Source organism: Sphingomonas sp. 2378 (genome assembly GCF_038084995.1).
GTDB lineage: Bacteria > Pseudomonadota > Alphaproteobacteria > Sphingomonadales > Sphingomonadaceae > Sphingomonas.
Window position 1 is genome coordinate 1 of record NZ_JAXCMJ010000007.1, and the last position, 15,461, is coordinate 15,461.

Genomic DNA, 15,461 nt, shown 5'->3' on the forward strand with positions numbered 1-15,461 from the left:
GTAACTCGTTCGGTATCGCAGGCTCTTTGCGTCGGGACATATCGGGTCTCCTTCTTCCCCTTTATGCCCGCCCGCACACGAAATTCCTGACACTCCCCGTCATCTCCGCGCCTCCGCGTCTCCGCGCGAGCAAAACGCCTTCGCGTCATCGCGGCTTCGCGCGAACCTGCCCCGGCCTTCACCGGGGCGATCCTTCACCCCAGGTCGTCGATCGCGGGCTGGGGCTCGGTGAACCAGGCGGCACCCGTCTCGGTCACGTAGAAATGGTCCTCCAGCCGCACGCCGAAGCGCTCCGGCACCACGATCATCGGCTCGTTCGAAAAGCACATGCCCGGCGTCAGCGGGGTCTTGTCCCCGCGCACCAGATAGGCCGGCTCGTGGATCGACAGGCCGATGCCGTGCCCGGTGCGGTGGGGCAGGCCGGGCAGGCGATAGTCGGGGCCCAGGCCCGCCCGCTCCAACACCGTGCGGGCGGCATAATCCACCGCCTCGCACGGCTCGCCCGGACGCACGGCGGCGAAGGCGGCGGCTTGCGCTTCCTTCTCGATATCCCAGATGCGGCGAACCTCGTCGCCGACCTCGCCGAACGCATAGGTGCGCGTAATGTCGCTGTGATAGCCGTCGATCAGCGTCCCGGTATCGACCAGCACCACATCGCCCTCGCGCAGCACATCGTCCTGCGGCAGGCCATGGGGGAACGCCGTCGAGCGCCCGAACTGCACGGCGCAGAAATAATTGCCGGTCGACGCGCCCAGCGTGCGGTGCGCCTGGTCGATGAAGCGGATCACTTCGGACGCGCGAATGCCCTCATGCAGGATGCGGGCGGCGCGGCGATGGACCTCCAGCGTCATGTCCATCGCCTGTTGCATCAGCGCGATCTCGGCGGGCGACTTGATCGAGCGACAGCCATCGACCACCGGCGCGCCGCTGACCAGCGCCACACCCGGTGCGGCCTCGCGGATGCGGTCGACGAACAGGAAGGCCAGCGCCGGGTCGATGGCCAGCGTCTTCGCTCCGTTCAGCGCATCGGCGACCAGCGCGGAGGGGCTTTCATCCTCTTCCCACAGGCGGATATCGGTGGCGGGGATGCTCAGGCTCGCCTCGAACGAGCCCAATTCAAACGCCGGGCAGATGAAGATCGGATCGCCCTTGACCGGCAGCACCATCGCCACCAGTCGTTCGGTCGCACCCCAGGCGACGCCGGTGAAGTAGCGGAGGCTCGCGCCCGCGCCGATCAGGATGGCGTCGCCCCCCATCCGTGCCGTCAGTTCGCGCGCGCGGTCCATCCGCCGGGCGCGCTCATCGGCGGTGATGACGGGCGCGGGGTTCGCCCAAGGCGCCAGGCTCGCCAGTTCGCGCTCCGCCGTCGATCCGCCGATCATGCCTGCCATGCTACTCGCTCCGTTTCGTATACGGTTTCGCGTGTAGCGTGAGTTGGAACGGGATGCCAGCCGGAGCGACGGCATTCCCAATTCCCACCCTCGGTTCGTGCTGAGCGAAGTCGAAGCACACGCCCCGCCGCGAAGCTATAGCGTGGCCTTCGACTGCGCTCAGGCTGAACGGGCGTTAGGGACAGGGCACTTACCCCCCATACATCGCCATCGCATCCCGCCGGAACGCGGCACCGCTGTCCGACCGGCTGTAGAACATGTGCCCGCCCGGATAGACGTTCAGATGCACCCGCTGCGCCACGCCATAACTGGGCATCTGGTCGACGATCAGCCGCGACGCGAAATAGGGGCAGGACAGGTCGTCCCAGCCATGGACGATCATCACCTTCATCTTCGGATCGTTGGCGATCGCCTTGCGCAGGTCGGTGACGGGCGCATCCTCGGGCTTGCCGCGATCCCAGGCGCTGTTCACCTCATAGGACAGGGCATGATAGCGGGCGTCGGTCTTCCAGCCCACTTCACGCGTGACGAAATCGACCATCGCGCTCGTCGTCGGCGCGATCAGCGAGTCGAGCAGCGGGTCGTTGGACCGCTGCTGCGACGACCAGGGGAAGGGGTCGAAGGCGGTGACGTTGGAGTCGTAGATGCTGCCGATGGTCGAATCGTTGCGGTGGATTTCGCGCAGGTAGGTCCGCGTATCGACCCGTCCGCCCAGCTTGCGGACCAGCACCGGGTCGAGCCCGGTCAGTTCGGTGACGCGGGTCACCAGCCGCTCGACCGCCTGGGTGTCCGACCGCCCGCGCATCAGGTCGCGCAGGTAATCGCCGCGCGCATAGGCCTCGACCCCCGCCATCGCCTCGGGCGTCAGCTTGCCCTGCCGCTCCAGTTGCGCCGCCGCCATCGAGGGCAGATCGATCATCCAGGGCAAGGGCGACAAGGCCGTCGCGTCATCGCCCGAGGCGGGGTCGAGATAGGGCGACACCATCACGATGCCGTTGACGCCCACCCCGATCTGCGATTGCAGTTCATAGGCGATGCGCGGCGCGCGATACCCACCATAGCTTTCGCCCATGACATATTTGGGCGAGCGCAACCGCCCTTCCTTGACCAGCCAGTCATAGACGACCTTGGACAGATATTTGATGTCCGGGTCGTTGGCGTAGAAGGCCTTCTTGGTCTCCGCCTCGTCCACCAGGCTGCGGCTGAAGCCGGTGCCGATCGGATCGATGAAGACCAGGTCGGTAAAGTCCAGCCAGCTATTGGCATTGTCGGTGGTGACCGGCGAGTCGGACGGCGCATCGCCCTGTGCGCCGAACTGGACATGCTTCGGCCCCACCGCGCCGAGATTCAGATAGACCGAGGCCGCACCGGGGCCGCCGTTGAACGCGAAGGTGACGGGCCGCCGGACATCGCCGCCGGGCACGGTATAGGCGGTATAGACGACCTGCCCGATCTCCTTGCCCTTCTCGTCGCGCACCGCGATCTTGCCGATGGTCGCCTTGTAGCTGATCAGCTTGCCGCCGATCCGTGCGGTCTGGCTGATCGTCTTGTCGTCGGGCAGGGGCGGGCGCTTGGCGTCGTCGTCCTTCTTCTCTGTCGTCGTCTTGGTTTCGGTCTTCTCGGCCTTTTGCGCGGTGGCCGGGGCGGCGGCAGTGGCGGCGAGCAGCAACAGCGCGGACAGGTGCAGGGTCTTCGACAAGATGGAACGTCTCCACGAACAATATGTGATACTATATCACATGAAGCGTCCGGGACGTGCAATCCCCGCGCTCCGCCGGGGATCATGGGCGATTGTCGCACGTTACCGCAAGCCTCGGCTCTCGAAATACACCGCACCGCAACCTATCTCGCCTCTGGCATTTCTCCCGGAACAGAAGTAGAACCCGCCCTATGCTGACCAAGATTTCCGTCCGAGGCGCGCGCGAGCATAATCTCAAGGATGTCGATATCGACATTCCCCGTGACACGCTGACGGTCATCACCGGCCTGTCGGGGTCGGGCAAGTCCAGCCTCGCCTTCGACACCATCTATGCCGAGGGGCAGCGGCGCTATGTCGAGTCGCTGTCCGCCTATGCGCGCCAGTTCCTGGAGATGATGCAGAAGCCGGACGTCGACCATATCGAGGGGCTGTCGCCGGCCATCTCGATCGAGCAGAAGACGACCAGCCGCAATCCGCGCTCGACCGTGGCGACCGTCACCGAAATCTACGACTATATGCGCCTGCTCTGGGCGCGGGTCGGTATCCCCTATTCGCCCGCCACCGGAGAGCCGATCGCGGCGCAGACGGTCAGCCAGATGGTCGACCGGGTGATGACGCTGCCAGAGGGCACGCGCCTCTATCTGCTCGCCCCCGTGGTGCGCGGGCGCAAGGGCGAATATCGCAAGGAGATGGCCGAGTGGCAGAAGGCGGGCTTCACCCGCGTCCGCATCGACGGCCAGCTTTACGAGATCGACGAGGCACCGGCGCTCGACAAGAAGTTCAAGCACGATATCGAGGTCGTGGTCGATCGCCTGATCGTGCGCGAGGATATCGCCACGCGCCTGGCCGACAGTTTCGAGACAGCGCTGAAGCTGGCCGATGGTTTGGCCTATGTCGATCCCGCCGATCCGGTCGAGCCCGCGACGCCCAAGTCCGTCGTGCTGGGCAACAATGCGCCCGATGGTCGCATCGTGTTTTCGGAGAAGTTCGCTTGCCCGATCAGCGGCTTCACCATTTCGGAGATCGAGCCGCGCCTCTTCTCGTTCAACGCACCGCAGGGGGCGTGTCCGGCCTGTGACGGGCTGGGCGAGAAGCTGATCTTCGACGAGGATCTGGTTGTCCCCAATCACGAACTGTCGATCAAGAAGGGCGCGGTGGTGCCCTGGGCCAAGTCCAACCCGCCCAGCCCCTATTATATGCAAGTGCTGGGCAGCCTGGCGCGCGAGTTCGGCTTTTCGCTGGAGACGCCGTGGAAGGATCTGGACGAGAAGGTCCGCGACGCGATCCTGTACGGGACGAAGGGCAAGGCGGTCACGCTGACCTTCATCGACGGCAAGAAGTCCTATGACGTGAAAAAGCCGTTCGAGGGTGTGATCGGCAATCTCAACCGTCGGATGCTCCAGACCGAGAGCGCCTGGATGCGCGAGGAACTGTCCAACTATCAGTCGTCGCAACCCTGCGAAGTCTGCCACGGCGCGCGCCTGAAGCCCGAGGCGCTGGCGGTCAAGATCGCCATGAAGGATATCAGCTACGCCACCCATTTGTCGGTGGTCGATGCGCTGGCCTTCTTCACGGGACTCCCCGAGCATCTGACCGACCAGCAGCGGGCCATCGCGCAGCCCATCCTGAAGGAGATCGTCGAGCGGCTGGGCTTCCTCAACAATGTCGGCCTCGATTACCTGAATCTCGACCGGACCAGCGGTACGCTGTCGGGTGGCGAGAGCCAGCGGATTCGGCTTGCGTCGCAGATCGGCTCGGGCCTGTCGGGCGTGCTCTACGTGCTGGATGAGCCGTCGATCGGGCTTCACCAGCGCGACAACGACATGCTGCTCGCGACGCTGCGGCGGTTGCGCGACCTAGGCAACACCGTGCTGGTGGTCGAGCATGACGAGGATGCGATCCGCACCGCCGACTATGTCATCGACATGGGGCCGGGCGCGGGTGTGCATGGCGGCCAGATCGTCGCGCATGGTACGCTCAAACAACTGCTCAAGTCCAAGACCAGCGTCACCGCCGATTATCTGAACGGCACGCGCGAGATCGCGGTCCCGGCCAAACGCCGCAAGGGATCGGGCAAGAAGCTGACCGTGCACAAGGCGACCGCCAATAATCTCCATGGCGTGACGGCGAGCATCCCGCTTGGCACCTTCACCTGCATCACCGGCGTGTCGGGATCGGGCAAGTCGAGCTTCACGATCGACACACTCTACGCCGCCGCCGCGCGGACGCTGAACGGCGCACGCATCCTGGCGGGCAAGCATGAGAAGATCACCGGGCTGGAGCATCTCGACAAGGTCATCGATATCGACCAGTCGCCGATCGGCCGTACCCCGCGGTCGAACCCGGCGACCTACACCGGCGCGTTCACCCAGATCCGCGACTGGTTCGCGGGGCTGCCCGAGGCGCAGGCGCGCGGCTACAAGCCCGGCCGGTTCAGCTTCAACGTCAAGGGTGGCCGGTGCGAGGCGTGCCAGGGCGACGGTGTGCTCAAGATCGAGATGCACTTCCTTCCGGATGTCTATGTGACCTGCGACGTGTGCCACGGCGCGCGCTATAATCGCGAGACGCTGGAGGTGAAGTTCAAGGGCCACTCGATCGCCGATGTGCTCGACATGACCGTCGAGGATGCGGCGGAGTTCTTCCAGGCGGTGCCGCCGATCCGCGACAAGATGGCGATGCTGGTCGAGGTCGGGTTGGGCTATGTCAAGGTCGGGCAGCAGGCGACCACCCTGTCGGGCGGTGAGGCGCAACGGGTGAAGCTGGCCAAGGAATTGTCGCGCCGGGCGACGGGCAACACGCTCTACATTCTCGACGAGCCGACCACGGGGCTGCATTTCGAGGATGTGCGCAAACTGCTCGAGGTGCTGCACGCGCTGGTCGAACAGGGCAATACGGTGGTGGTGATCGAGCATAATCTCGACGTCATCAAGACCGCCGACTGGATCGTCGATCTCGGCCCCGAGGGCGGCGTGAAGGGCGGCGAAATCGTCGCCGTCGGCACGCCGGAGGTGGTGGCGGCGGAACCGCGCAGCTTCACGGGGAAATATCTGAAGCCCTTGCTCGACAAGGGGCAGGCGCAGGCGGCGGAGTAAGTCCTCCCCGGTACGGGGAGGGGACCGCCGCGAAGCGGTGGTGGAGGGGGCTCTCCGCAAAGGACGTCCTATTTGGAAGTTCCCCTCCGTCAGGCCTTCGGCCTGCCACCTCCCCGTGTCGGGGAGGATTGGGGTGCGTTCTGGCGGATCCCCTTGGCCCCTTCGACTTCGCTCAGGTTGAACGGAGGTAGGGGGGAATTGGCAGGGGCTTAGCCACCCACCCCGTTCGCACTGAGCGGAGTCGAAGTGCACGCCCCGCCTCGACCAACACCTCCCCAACATATCGCAACTTTTCCGTGCTCGAAACGATTGTCCCGCATCATTCATAAGGGAGGATGCAATGCGTGCACTGACACTCGGCCTGGTGGCGGCCGCGACTCTGGTTTCGGGCTGCTCGACCTATGGCGGCGGTGGTTATGGCGGGCCGCGCTACGGCTATGACTATAACCGTCCCGACCCTGCTTATGGCGGCTATTATGCCGACCGCTATTATGTCGACAACCAGCGCTATCGCGAACGGCGGTTGGGCCGCAACGACCGCGTCTATGTCGGTCAGGACGGGCGCTATTATTGCCGCCGCAATGACGGCACCACCGGCCTGATCGTCGGCGGCATCGCAGGCGGCGCGCTGGGCGCGGCGATCACCTCGGGCGGATCCCAGACGCTGGGCACGCTGCTCGGCGCCGCCGGCGGCGCGCTGGCCGGCCGGGCCATCGAGCGGAACAATGTCCGCTGCCGCTGACAACGACGCCGTGTCCGCATAGCCGGACGAGAAGGCCGTTCCCGACGCCCTCTCCTTGGGGGAGGGGGCGTATCGGAAAGTCGGGCGACCCCGGGCGGTCGATGTGAAGATGAACGAAGCGTCACGGGTTGCGACACTTGGTGACATAATCGTCAGGTCTCTGGGACAGCTTTGCGATCATCCCTCCCCATAGAGGGGATCGGGCCGGTATTCGCCCGCTTTGTAATGGGAGTAACGTCATGAAGGCCATGATCCTCGCAGGCTTGGGGTTCGCCACGATCGCGGTTCCGTCGGTCGCCGATGCGCAGCGCTGGACCCCGATCGCCCAGCGGCAGGGCCAGCTTCAGTCGCGGATCGATCAGGGCATCCGCTCGGGCGCGCTGAACCGGCGCGAGGCGGTGCGTCTGCGCACGCAGTTGCATGATCTGAGCCAGCTCGAATATCGCTATCGCCGGTCGGGTGGCGGGCTGAGCGCGTCGGAGCGCAACGACCTCGACCGTCGCTATGCGGTGCTGACCCGTCAGGTCCGGTTCGAGAAGAACGACCGCAACTATCGTCGCTGATCGGTGACGGGGGCTGCGCCGGGCATTGCCGGGCGCGGTCCGTCCGGCCGTTCGATCGGACGGCCGCTGTCCTTCCACTTGTCGAGTATCTCGCCCGACCGGGCCAGCCGCTCGCTGATGACCGCGCCGCTCGCCGATACCGGCGGTGGCGTGTTCCGCGTGTCGCGCGGGGCGGGGGCCGCAGCGGGGCTGGCGGAGGCGGTCGGCAGGGGGGGAACGGGCAAGGCATTGGCGACCGGCATCTCGCTCGCGGCCGCAGGTGTCCCGCCCGCCACCGGCAGGCTGGGCAGCACCTCCCCGCCACGATAGGTCCGATTCATCGCCGCCGCCGTGCCCCAATATCCCTTCCAGCGATGGAACAGGTGCGCGCCGACCATATCGGTCATCACCATTGCCCGGTTCCAGGGCGGGGCGACCGCGAAAGTGTGATAATGGGTGGCGAGCCCGACCGGGGCGAAGACGCCGCCCGACAAGGCCGCTGCCGCGATCCGCGCCGCCCGCGCCCAGCCGGACACGGCCGGGGCACGCGCCAGGGCACCGTCGCAGACGAAGCTGAACTGGCAATGCGCCCGCTCCACCCCCTGATAGACGACGCCGCAGACCGTGCCCGGAAAGGCGGGATGGCGGGCTCGGTTCAGCACGACCTGGGCCACTGCGCGCTGGCCGTCGATGCTTTCGCCATTGGCTTCGTAATAGATGGCGGCGGTCAGGCACTGCATCGCGCGCGCGCGATCGATCGCGTTGGCCGGGCCCCAGAGGAAAGGACGGGCAGCGGAGACGCCGCTGTCGGTCAGAACCGCGCCCGGCGGAATGGGCAAGGCGGGCAGGGCGACCGTGCCCGTACTGCCGTCGATCGCGGGAAGGGCATCGGCGGCGTGGGCTGCCGGAGCGGCCGATGCCGGGGCGGGAGAGCGCGACCCCGCCGCCACCGTTCGCGACGCGGACCGTCGCCATGCGCCCTGCGCCGCCAGCATCAGGCCGAAGGTCAGCATCAGGCCGAGCAATGCCAGCCAGACCTGCACCATTCGCCTTACCGTCTGCCTCGCCACCCGCAACGCGTGGATTTCCTTGCCGAACCTGAACCGTCCGGCCCGCTATAGCCGAGAATATTAAGGATTTCGCATGGCGTCGCGCACGTCATCGCCCTGCCGTTCGCACGTCGCTAGGGGCGACCGACATTCATTCCATTCCTCCCCTCGAAGGGGAGGTGGCAGGTCGAAGGCCTGACGGAGGAGTGTCGCGGTTGGAGAGAGAGGACCATTCTCGCGGGCGGTGACACCCCTCCACCAGCTTCGCTGGTCCCCCTCCCCTTGCAGGGGAGGAGTGAAGGGGGCGCCGCGGGAATGTCGATCGGACCCTAAATCCTTTCCTGACGGGACCCGGGCCTCCGTCGGGATGGTGCACGGCCTTGGGCCACGTACCGATCCGCGCGGAGGCCCCGGTTTCAGCGGAGCTTGGGCGTGTCGAGGTTGATCGCGTCCGCCGGGATCACCTCGACCTGCGGATGCGCCGCCCTCAGCGCAGGCAGGAACTGCTTGGCGTCGCCGACCACGACGATGCTCGCCGCCTTGGGATCGAGCAGCGCGGCGGAGGCGGACCGGACCGCCGCCGAATCGACCGCCTGCACGCGCGGGATGTAGCGGCTGAGCTCGTCCAGCGGCACGCCCTGAAGCGTGTAGCTGGCGAGGATGTCGGCGATGCCGTCCGTCGTCTCGATCGTGCGGCCGAAACCACCGACCAGCACCGCCTGCCGCGTCGCCAGTTCGTCCTGCGGCACGGGCGCGGTACCCAGCTTCGTCATCTCGGCATCGATCAGGCCGACCACCTCGGCGGCGGACGGGTTCTTGGTCTGGGTCCGGGCGGAGATCAGGCCGATATCGCGACCGGTCGCCACCGAACTGCCCGCGCCATAAGCCAGGCCGCGCTTGATACGGATTTCCTGGTTGAGCCGCGAGGAGAAGCCGCCGCCCAGCACCGTATTGGCGACTGCCAGCGGGTAGTAGCGGTCATCGGCGCGGCGGATGCCGGAGCGCGCGACGACCACGCCCGCCTGTCCGGCATCGGGCATGTCGACGACGATGACGCGCGGCGCGGGGAAGGCCGGTTCGGCGGGCTTGGCCGCTACCGCCGTGGCACCTGCCACACGCCATGTCCCCAGATGACGCTCGGCCAGCGTCCGCGCCTGAGCGGGGGTGACGTCGCCGACCAGTAGCAGGGTCGCCTGTGCGGGCTTCCAGCTTCGGGCATAGGCGGCGGTCAGGTCCGCACGGGTCAGGGCCTTGAGCGAGTTGGGCGTGCCCGACAGCGGCTGGCCATAGGCGCGTGCCCCATAGACCACGCGGTCCGCGACCATCGCCGAGAGCTGCGCGGGATTCTTCATCGCGACGTTCAGGCTGTCGATCGACTGGGTCCGGGCGCGGTCGATCTCCTCCTGCGCAAAGGCGGGATGGGTGGCGACATCGGCCAGGATGGTCATCGCCGTGTCCGCCTGGGCCGACGGTACGGTCAGGTCGATACTGGCCCCATCGTCGGTCGCGCTGCTGGCGATCGATCCGCCCAGGCTTTCGACCGCGCGGGCGATCTCGGTGGCGGAGCGGGTCCGCGTCCCCTTGGTCATCAATTCGGCGGACAGGCTGCTGGCGCCCGCCTTGCCCGCCGGATCGGTCGCCGCGCCGCCCAATGCGACCAGCGAAGCGGTGACCAGCGGCAGGTCATGTCGCTCGACCGTCACGACGCGCAGGCCGTTGGACAGGGTGGCGACCACCGGTTGCGGCAAGGTGGGCGCGATCGGTGCGCCGGGGGCGGGGGGCAGGATGCGCTGACCATCGGGCGCGGGGGTGACGACCGCGATATCGGCGGGCGGGGTGAGCGCCGCCGTCTGGACCGTCGGCGCGATCTCGATCGGCATCAGGCGCACGTTCGCGGGGCGGTCCGACTCGGGGAGGTAGCGGATGGTCGCGCTCTGGCTATCCCCTAGATATTCGCGCGCCACGCGCTGGACATCGGCGGCGGTCACGGTCTGGACGGCGGCGATCTGGCGGTCGGCGGCGGTCGGGTCGCCATCGACGATGACGCTGTTGGCGATCAGGTTCGCCTTGCCCTCGGCGGTCTCGCGCTGCTTGAGCGCGGCGGTCAGCAATTCGTTCTTCGCCTCGGCCAGTTCGGCGGCGGAGACGGGCGCGTCACGCAGCCGCGCGATCTCCTTCTTCAGCGCCGCTTCGCCCTCGGCGACCGGCTTGCCGCCCGCCATCATCGCATAGGCGACGAAATTGCCGGTCGATTGCTTGGTGTCGAGGAAGGTCGCGGCGGACTGGGCGAGTTGGTCGCGATAGACCAGATCCTCGTACAGCCGCGAGCTTTCGCCCGCCGACAGGATCGCGTTCAGCACCATCAGCGCCGGGGTATCCGCGCTACGCTCCGGCGGGATATGATAGCTGATCAGGACGGCGGGCAGCGGGACATTCGCCTCATAGACGCTGCGGGTGACCGCCTCGGTCCGCCTGGGCTCCTGCACGGTGACGCGCGGGATCGGATTGGCGGGGCGTTTGATGTTCGCAAAATACTGATCGACCCAGCGGTCGAGCTGCGCGGGATCGAAATTGCCCGCGACGACCAGCACCGCATTGTCGGGCCGGTAATAGGTGGCGTGGAAGGCGCGGACGTCATCGATGCCCGCCGACTCCAGTTCCTCCAGGCTGCCGATGCCGGGGCGCGCATAGGGATGCGTCGTATAGGCCAGCTTGGGATAGTAGATGGAGAACAGCTTGCCATAGGGCTGGGCGAGGGTGCGTTGGCGCAGTTCCTCCTTCACCACGTCGCGCTCGCTGGCGAAGCTCTTGGGCTCGACGACCAGCGCGGCCATGCGGTCGGCCTCCGCGAAGAGCAGCCGTTGCAGGTGATTGGCGGGCACCACCTCGAAATAATTGGTATAGTCGTCGGCGGTGGAGGCGTTGTTATAGCCGCCGACATCCTCGGTCAGGCGATCCATCTGTTCGGGGACAAGGTTGCGCGTCGCCTTGAACATCAGATGCTCGAACATGTGGGCGAAGCCCGAGCGGCCCTTCGGATCGTCCTTCGACCCGACATCATACCAGACCTGGACCGAGACGTTGGGCGTCGTCGTGTCGCGAATGGCATAGACGCGCAGGCCGTTGGGCAGGGTGCGCGTGGTGAAGGCGATGGGCTTCACGCTTTCCGTGCGCGCCGGGCCTGGCGCTGTTTGCGCCCCGGCCAGTGTGGGAAGGGCGGCGACGCCGAGCAGAAGCGCGGCACGGAAAAGGCGCATGAAAACCCTCTTGGTTGGACGTGTTACTTGGACTTGTTGCGCGTGCCGTAGAGGACGGCCGCCGCGATCGCCGCCGAACCGATGCCGACGCCCAGCCCGATCTTGCCCAGCGGCCAGTTGCGGGTCTGCTCCTTCACCGATTCGGCAGCGGCTTCGGCGGCGGCAATGGCGTGGTCCTTGGCCTCCTTGGCGGCGGCGAGGATTTCGTTGGGGGCGTCTTCGGTACGGTCGGTCATGGTTACTCTCCTACTCCGCCGCCAGCGTAGCGCGCCCGGAAGTCGTCCGCAAAGGCCGAGAGCCGTCCTTCGCTGATCGCGGCGCGCAGATCGGCCATCATCTGCTGGTAGAACCAGATATTATGCTCGGTCATCAGCATCGCGCCCAGGATTTCGCCCGCGCGGACCAGGTGATGGAGATAGGCGCGGCTCCAGGTCGCACAGACCGGGCAGCCACAAGCGGGGTCGAGCGGCCCCTGATCCTCGGCGAAGCGGGCGTTGCGGATGTTGATCGGCCCCTGCCGCGTAAAGGCCTGCCCCGTGCGGCCGGAGCGGGTGGGGAGCACGCAGTCGAACATGTCGACCCCGCGCTCGACCGCGCCGACGATATCGGTCGGCTTGCCCACGCCCATCAGGTAGCGCGGCTTGTCGGCGGGCAACTGGCCCGGCGCGAAGTCGAGGCAGCCGAACATCGCCTCCTGCCCTTCGCCGACCGCGAGACCGCCGATCGCATAGCCGTCAAAACCGATATCGATCAGCGCATCGGCGGAGCTTTTGCGGAACCCTTCGTCCAGCGCGCCTTGCTGGATACCGAAGATCGCATTGTCCTCGGCATGTAGGCCGCCCGCGTCGAAGGCGTCGCGGCTGCGCTTCGCCCAGCGCATCGAGCGTTCCATCGCGGCGGCCTGCACCTCGCGGGTCGAGGTGGTGGGGACCAGTTCGTCGAACGCCATGACGATGTTGCTGCCCAGCAGCCGCTGGATTTCGATCGAGCGTTCCGGGCTGAGCAGATGGCGGGTGCCGTCGAGATGGCTTTTGAAGGATACGCCATCCTCCGACCGCTTGGTCAGATCGGCCAGGCTCATCACCTGATAGCCGCCCGAGTCGGTCAGGATCGGCCGGTCCCAGCCCATGAAGCCGTGCAACCCGCCCAGCCGGTTCACCCGCTCGGCACCGGGGCGCAGCATCAGGTGATAGGTGTTGCCCAGGATGATGTCCGCACCGCTCGCGCGCACATCGCCGGGCTTCATCGCCTTGACGGTGGCGGCGGTGCCGACGGGCATGAAGGCGGGGGTACGGATTTCGCCGCGCTTCATGGTGATGGTGCCGGTGCGGGCGCGGCCGTCGGTGGCGTGGATGGCGAAGGAGAAGCGGGCGGTCATTGTCTTTTGTCTCGGGGCGCGAGCGGGCCGGCAGGGCCATTGGCGTCGGCGGGAATGGTGCGGATGGTCAGCGCCTCAGCGCGGCTGATCGCGCCGTCATGGTCGCGGTCGAAGCGCGAGAACAGGCGCGAGAAATGCGCCTGCAATTCGGCCAGGGTGATGCGATTGTCGCTGTCCTTGTCGACATCGAACGGGCTGGGCAGCGCATTGCGGTCGCCCAGCCAGCGCTCGGCCCAGTCGGCGAACTGGAGATAGCCGATGGAGCCCCGATGCGCGGTGTCGATGGCGTCGTAGGAGTGCTTTACGCCCGCTTCCATCTCCTCGCGGCTGGTCTTGCCGTCGCCGTCCGCATCGAACGCGGCGATCATCATCGCGACAGGCTCCACCACCATGGTCGCGGGCGTCTGCGCGAAGGGGGTGGGACGGGCGGTGACGGTCACCGTCTCGTTCGCGCCCGGCGTCGCCGCCTGGAGCAGCAGCGCGAGCAGGATCACGCCGCGTGCTCCGGCAGCAGCAGCGAGGCGTCGCCATAGGAATAGAAGCGATATGCGTTGGCGATCGCATGGGCATAGGCCGCCTGCATCCGCTCCAGCCCCATCAAGGCGGACACCAGCATGAACAGCGTCGAGCGGGGCAGGTGGAAATTGGTCATCAGCCCGTCGATCCCGCGAAAGCGATAGCCCGGCGTGATGAAGATCGCGGTATCGCCCTCGAAGGCACGGATCACGCCATCCTCGCCTGCCGCGCTCTCGATCAGGCGCAGCGAGGTGGTGCCGACCGCGATCACCCGGCTGCCGCGCGCCTTGACGGCGTTCAGCCGGTCGGCGGTGGCGGCATCGATGCGGCCCCATTCGGCATGCATCTTGTGATCGACCGTGTCCTCCGCCTTGACCGGCAGGAAGGTGCCCGCGCCGACATGCAGCGTCAGCGTCGCATGCTCGATGCCGCCCGCATCGAGCGCGGCGAGCAGCTCCGGCGTGAAGTGCAGCGCCGCCGTGGGCGCGGCGACGGCGCCGGGCTCATTGGCGAACATGGTCTGATAGTCGTCGGCGTCCTTTTCAGTGATGCCGCGCTTCTGCGCGATATAGGGGGGCAGCGGCATGGTGCCCGCCCGCTCCAGCAGCAGCTCGACCGGTTCGTCGCCGGCGAAATCGAGGGCGAAGCTGCCATCCTCGGCCCGGTCGCGCGCGGTGGCGCTGACGCCCGCGCCGAAGTCGATCACGTCGCCGTCGCGCAACCGCTTGGCGTTGCGGATGAAGGCGCGCCAGCGGCGGGTGCCCTCACGCTTGTGCAGCGTCGCGCCGATCTTCGCCTCGCCCCGCGTGCCCTCAAGCTGGGCGGGGATGACGCGAGTGTCGTTGAACACCAGCAGGTCGCCGGGGCGGAGGCAGGTCGGCAGGTCGCTCACCCGCTGGTCGCGGGTGGCGTCGCCGTCGAGAACCAGCATCCGCGCCGAATCGCGCGGCGAGGCCGGATAAAGCGCGATCCGCTCGGGCGGCAGCGCGAAGTCGAAAAGATCTACGTTCACTTGGTGGCCGTTGCCGCCTTCTTGGCCGGAGCCGCCTTGGGCGCGGGACGGCGTGCTGCCGCCGGCTTGGTGGCGGGCGGGGCGCCCGGCAGCGTCACCGGCGCACCCAGATCGGGGGCCGCGACGGGGGCGGGGGGCACATAGGCAGGGGGATTGTCCGCCGCGATATAGGCATGGACGATCTTGCTGGGGTTCGCGGGGGGCTCGCCGCGTTCGATCCGGTCGACCCACTGCATACCGTCGATCACGCGCCCGAACACCGTGTATTTCTTGTCGAGCGCGAAGCGCGGCTGGAAGACGATGTAGAACTGGCTGTTGGCGCTGTTCGGGTCGTCGGCTCGCGCCGCAGCCACCGATCCGCGCACATGGGGCAGATAGTTGAACTCTGCGGGGATGTTGGGCAGGTCCGACCCGCCGGTGCCGTCACCCTTGGGATCGCCGCCCTGCGCCATGAAGCCGTCGATCACGCGGTGGAAGAGCAGCCCGTCATAGAAATGACGACGGGTCAGCGTCTTGATCCGCTCCACCATCTTGGGCGCGACATCGGGACGCAGCCAGATCGTCACCCGCCCGCCGGTCGACAGGTCGAGCAGCCAGAGATTCTCCTTGTCGGTGACCGGCGGCGGGGTCGGGCGACCCGCGACATTGGCCTCCAGCACTTGTGCCGCCTTGGCGGGGGTGGTGAATTTGGGCGGGGTCTGGGACTGGGATTGCGCCTGGGCCGGAACGGCGATCAGGCTGGCCATCATCATGGCAAGAGCGGCGAGAACGCGCATCACATCT

Annotated in this window: 12 protein-coding genes; 3 read left to right on the forward strand and 9 right to left on the reverse strand. The window is 67.1% G+C overall.

The genetic code is table 11. The features are described from left to right. Positions 1-194: 194 nt before the first annotated feature. Positions 195-1,391 carry a M24 family metallopeptidase gene (locus SM191_RS05570; protein ID WP_341505325.1) on the reverse strand — a complete coding sequence of 399 codons (1,197 nt, stop codon included), beginning with the start codon at positions 1,389-1,391 and terminating at the stop codon, positions 195-197. Positions 1,392-1,581: 190 nt separating this feature from the next. Continuing rightward, positions 1,582-3,090, reverse strand: a complete 1,509-nt coding sequence (locus SM191_RS05575) for a S10 family peptidase (RefSeq protein ID WP_341505326.1) — start codon at positions 3,088-3,090, stop codon at positions 1,582-1,584. 191 nt (positions 3,091-3,281) lie between these two features. On the opposite strand from SM191_RS05575, the gene uvrA reads away from it, so the two are divergent. The 3 genes from uvrA to SM191_RS05590 all read left to right on the forward strand — a co-directional run bounded on the left by uvrA (position 3,282) and on the right by SM191_RS05590 (position 7,487). Further along, the gene (gene uvrA, locus SM191_RS05580) at positions 3,282-6,182 is read left to right on the forward strand and encodes an excinuclease ABC subunit UvrA (protein WP_341505327.1); all 2,901 of its coding nucleotides are present in this window, start codon (positions 3,282-3,284) and stop codon (positions 6,180-6,182) included. Between the two features lie 340 nt (positions 6,183-6,522). Beyond that, positions 6,523-6,924, forward strand: a complete 402-nt coding sequence (locus tag SM191_RS05585; protein WP_341505328.1) for a glycine zipper 2TM domain-containing protein — start codon at positions 6,523-6,525, stop codon at positions 6,922-6,924. A 239-nt stretch (positions 6,925-7,163) separates the two neighbouring features. Next, on the forward strand, positions 7,164-7,487 hold the full coding sequence (locus tag SM191_RS05590; protein WP_341505329.1) for a hypothetical protein: 324 nt from the start codon (positions 7,164-7,166) through the stop codon (positions 7,485-7,487). On the opposite strand, the gene SM191_RS05595 is transcribed toward SM191_RS05590, so the two are convergent. The 7 genes from SM191_RS05595 to SM191_RS05625 form a co-directional block, all read right to left on the reverse strand. Continuing rightward, positions 7,475-8,512, reverse strand: a complete 1,038-nt coding sequence (locus SM191_RS05595; RefSeq protein ID WP_341505330.1) for a cell wall hydrolase — start codon at positions 8,510-8,512, stop codon at positions 7,475-7,477. The two genes, SM191_RS05590 and SM191_RS05595, sit on opposite strands and share 13 nt — an antisense overlap. Positions 8,513-8,931: 419 nt before the next feature. Further along, positions 8,932-11,772 (reverse strand): M16 family metallopeptidase, encoded by a 2,841-nt coding sequence (locus tag SM191_RS05600; protein WP_341505331.1) that lies wholly within the window; start codon positions 11,770-11,772, stop codon positions 8,932-8,934. Between the two features lie 23 nt (positions 11,773-11,795). Beyond that, positions 11,796-12,008, reverse strand: a complete 213-nt coding sequence (locus tag SM191_RS05605) for a hypothetical protein (protein ID WP_341505332.1) — start codon at positions 12,006-12,008, stop codon at positions 11,796-11,798. A gap of 2 nt (positions 12,009-12,010) precedes the next feature. Continuing rightward, entirely contained in the window at positions 12,011-13,150 is a 1,140-nt protein-coding gene (gene tgt / locus SM191_RS05610) for a tRNA guanosine(34) transglycosylase Tgt (RefSeq protein ID WP_341505333.1), read from the reverse strand. Then, positions 13,147-13,644 carry an EF-hand domain-containing protein gene (locus SM191_RS05615; RefSeq protein WP_341505334.1) on the reverse strand — a complete coding sequence of 166 codons (498 nt, stop codon included), beginning with the start codon at positions 13,642-13,644 and terminating at the stop codon, positions 13,147-13,149. Before SM191_RS05615 ends, tgt begins: the two co-directional genes overlap by 4 nt. Then, positions 13,641-14,678, reverse strand: coding sequence for a tRNA preQ1(34) S-adenosylmethionine ribosyltransferase-isomerase QueA (queA, locus tag SM191_RS05620; protein ID WP_341505335.1), 1,038 nt, complete (start codon positions 14,676-14,678; stop codon positions 13,641-13,643). The genes SM191_RS05615 and queA overlap by 4 nt, the downstream gene beginning before the upstream one ends. Then, positions 14,675-15,454, reverse strand: a complete 780-nt coding sequence (locus SM191_RS05625; protein WP_341505336.1) for a peptidylprolyl isomerase — start codon at positions 15,452-15,454, stop codon at positions 14,675-14,677. Before SM191_RS05625 ends, queA begins: the two co-directional genes overlap by 4 nt. Positions 15,455-15,461 lie beyond the last annotated feature (7 nt).